The 3371-nt window shown below is 56.1% G+C and carries 5 protein-coding genes; all 5 read left to right on the forward strand.

The window, feature by feature from the left end:
* Positions 1-275 precede the first annotated feature (275 nt).
* The 5 genes from AC559A_RS18845 to AC559A_RS18865 all read left to right on the forward strand — a co-directional run bounded on the left by AC559A_RS18845 (position 276) and on the right by AC559A_RS18865 (position 3316).
* Positions 276-1295: a Gfo/Idh/MocA family protein gene (locus tag AC559A_RS18845; protein WP_498819235.1), complete on the forward strand. Its 1020-nt coding sequence runs from the start codon at positions 276-278 to the stop codon at positions 1293-1295.
* 17 nt (positions 1296-1312) lie between these two features.
* Complete coding sequence (locus tag AC559A_RS18850) at positions 1313-2452, forward strand: DegT/DnrJ/EryC1/StrS family aminotransferase (RefSeq protein ID WP_498819236.1); 1140 nt, start codon at positions 1313-1315, stop codon at positions 2450-2452.
* A 65-nt stretch (positions 2453-2517) separates the two neighbouring features.
* Positions 2518-2772: a type II toxin-antitoxin system HicB family antitoxin gene (locus AC559A_RS18855; protein WP_498819237.1), complete on the forward strand. Its 255-nt coding sequence runs from the start codon at positions 2518-2520 to the stop codon at positions 2770-2772.
* Positions 2769-2981, forward strand: a complete 213-nt coding sequence (locus tag AC559A_RS18860) for a type II toxin-antitoxin system HicA family toxin (RefSeq protein ID WP_498819238.1) — start codon at positions 2769-2771, stop codon at positions 2979-2981. The genes AC559A_RS18855 and AC559A_RS18860 overlap by 4 nt, the downstream gene beginning before the upstream one ends.
* Positions 2982-3097: 116 nt before the next feature.
* Positions 3098-3316, forward strand: a complete 219-nt coding sequence (locus AC559A_RS18865) for a hypothetical protein (RefSeq protein WP_498819239.1) — start codon at positions 3098-3100, stop codon at positions 3314-3316.
* Positions 3317-3371 lie beyond the last annotated feature (55 nt).

The following is a 3371-nucleotide window of genomic DNA, read 5'->3' on the forward strand; positions in this document are numbered from 1 at the left end:
TTAAATCAACTGCTTTTATTTTCAGGCTGCAAAGGCGAGCCCCTTTCGCCCTTTAAACAGCTAAGATTATTTGATTAATGTTCCGGACACTAGTGATCAATAATATGGAATGCGCGTGTCCCAATGACCCGGACTTGCGTCTTGCCGTGGATGAACTTGGCGATTTGAAGCGACTTGAGGCTTGGTATTTGGCCGAAGGCGAAGGGTATGCGGAGAAATTTCCGGTGAGGGAAGAGTGATCGACGTCGAACCTCGACATCGGACAAGCCTATAACATGACAAACCAGTGTAAAATCAAAGCCGCTGTGATCGGTCTGGGTGTCGGGGCGCATCAGGCACGGTGCTTATCCACGCATCCGGACTGTGAGCTGGCCTGGCTCTGCGATCTGGATGGCGACAGGTTGTCCGCCCTTGGCGCTGAACTGCCCGAGGCGCGGTTAACCAGTCTTGACCAGGATGTCCTGAGTGATCCGGATATCGATTTGGTCTGCGTGGCCTCTTATGACGAAGCCCACCATTGCCAGGTCGTCAGCGCCTTGGAACATGGTAAGAATGTCTACGTGGAAAAGCCCATGTGTTTGAGCAGGGAAGAGACTCTGCATATCCGCAGCGCACTCAGAGCACGCCCTGATCTAAGGCTTTCATCCAACCTGGTTTTGCGGACAACACCCCTTTTTGGCCGGGTGCGTAGTGCGATTCAAAGCCAGGAACTGGGGGAGGTCTACCATCTGGAAGCCGACTATCTGTGGGGAAGGAAGGAAAAAATCATATCCGGTTGGCGGGCCGAGGCCGGGTTTTATTCCATTATCCACGGCGCAGCGGTGCACATGGTGGACCTGCTCTTGTGGATAACTGGGAAGAGGCCGGTCACGGTTCAGGCTTTGGGCAGCCGTATCGCCGCCGTAGGCTCGAAGCAGCGGCATAATGATTTCGCCGTGCTTCTGCTGGGCTTTGCGGATCAGACATCCGCCAAGATTTCCGCACATGGCGGGTGTGTCCATCCCCACTTTCATGCACTGAAGGTATTTGGAACACGCTCAACTTTTTTGCATGAGACCAGTGGAACGGTATGGATTGATTCCAGTGATCTTGCGCAGCCGTTGCGGCCCGAGCATGACGGCTATCCAGCCAAGCAGCACCGCGGCCAAGCCCTGATTTCTTTTGTTGACGCACTATTCAAAAATAAGTCTCAGGCTTTGGTCCCGCAAGAAGACGTCTTTGCCGCCATGAGCGTCTGCCTGGCTGCGGAACAGGCGGTTCAGAGCGGCAAGATCGTGGATATTGAATATCTATGAAACAACAAGGAGCCATAATGCGCACCATACCGTTCGGTCGGCCCATGATCGGTCAGGAAGAGCAGGATGCCGTGATGAAGGTCTTGCAGGGGCCGATTCTGGTGCATGGTCCCGTATCAACCCAGTTTGAGGAGCAGTTCGCGGCCTTCACCGGCGCGCCCCATGCGGTCAGCGTGTCCTCCTGCACCGCGGGGATGCACCTGATCTATTTTGCCCTGGGCTACGGCCCGGGCGATGAGGTCATTGTCCCGGCCCAGACCCATATCGCTACGGCTCATGCCGTGGAACTGACCGGAGCGAAACCTGTGTTTCTGGATGCCGAACTTGAAACCGGCAATATAGATATATCAGCCATTGAAGTAGCCATTACCCCCAGGACCAAGGCCATTGCCGTGGTCCACTACCTGGGCGTTCCTGTGGACATGCCGCAAGTGGTGGCCATTGCCAAAAAGCACAACCTGTTCGTGCTCGAGGACTGCGCCCTGGCCCCAGGCGCAAAGGTGGACGGCGTCCATGCCGGGCTGCTGGGCGACGCCGGAGCCTTTTCCTTTTACCCGGTCAAGCATATGACCACTGCCGAGGGCGGGATGGTCATCCTGCGCGATCCGGAACTGGGCGCCAGGCTGAAGCTGCTCAAGGCTTTCGGCGTGAACCGGACCCATGGCGAGCGCAAGGTTCCCGGTGTGTACGATACCGTTGCCCTGGGCTTCAATTACCGGATGAGCGAGATCCACGCAGCCATTGGTATGGAGCAGGTCAAGAAGCTTCCGGGGTTTCTGGCCAAACGCAAGGAGAATTTCACGGCCTTGGCCGAACACCTGGCAGGCATCCCCGGCCTGCGCGTCCTGCCCCAACCCTGTGGCGACCACCTGGAAAGCTGTCACTACTGTCTGGGGGCTTTGCTGGATGAGCAGGCAATGGAGAAGCGTCCGGAAATCATGGCCGAGCTGGGCAAGCAGGGCGTGGGCACCAGCGTTTACTACCCCCAGCCAGTGCCCAGGATGCAATACTACCGGGGCAAGTACGGCTACGACCCCTCCCGCTTCCCCAACGCGGCCCGGATCAGCGACGCCATGATTGCCCTGCCCGTGGGGCCGCATCTGGACCTGGAGGATATGCGATATATCGGGGAGCGTGTGCGGTTGGCTGTGAAGTAAGCGCGTCGTGTGTCTATTGTTGCGGATCGACATTCAGCTTATGCATTGCAAGGGAGAACCAAAAGATGAACAGAATGTATAAAATTCCGCTGTTGCTTGAGGCGCAGGATGCAGGGGGGTGGACGATCACCAGCCCCTTGATTCCGGAATTGATCACGGAAGTGGACGCTCTTGAGAGCATTGACGCCCACTTGAAGGATGCCATTGCGGCTACGATTGAGTTGTACCAGGACATGGGGCGACCTTTCCCCGCTGAAATGCAGACGGATCGTGCGCCCACTCCCGTTCAGTTCGAGACGCTGGTGGTAGCCGAGGCATGAAATACAAGGAGCTGGCAAAATTGCTGGCTGAGAATGGTTGTCATGAAATACCGCGTCGAAGAGGCGGCTCCCACAGGAAATGGCACAACCCCGCCAACGGCCAAGCAACCATTATTCCCGATTGGGGCTCAAAGGAACTGAAACAGGGAACAATAGCGGCAATTTTCAGACAACTCGGTCTAACCATGCAAGCCGTAAAACGTGGCTGAAGGGACATTCAAGATACCTGCTCACGGAACACACGGAAAATCACGGAATAGGCCCTTCTCTCAATTTCCGTGACCTTCCGTGTCTTCCGTGGGCCAAACTTTGCAAGGAAAAGCACGTGAGCAACACAATCGATCTCAAAGGCCGGCGCATCGCCCTGATCGGCGGGGCCGGGTTTATCGGGCACAATCTGGCTTTGCATCTGAAGCAGCGCGGGGCTGAGCCGCATGTGGTGGACGGGATGCAGGTGAACAATCTGGGTTCTTCGACGTTTGATGTGGAATTCATGATGTTATCAATATCTGAATCGGAGCCGCGATTAGGTAGACTATCATGATGAAATTCTCCACGTTTCGATACCCGCGAGCCCGAGCTCTCGCTGCCTGGAACAA

Source organism: Desulfonatronum zhilinae (assembly GCF_900182865.1).
GTDB classification, from domain to species: Bacteria; Desulfobacterota; Desulfovibrionia; order Desulfovibrionales; family Desulfonatronaceae; genus Desulfonatronum; species Desulfonatronum lacustre.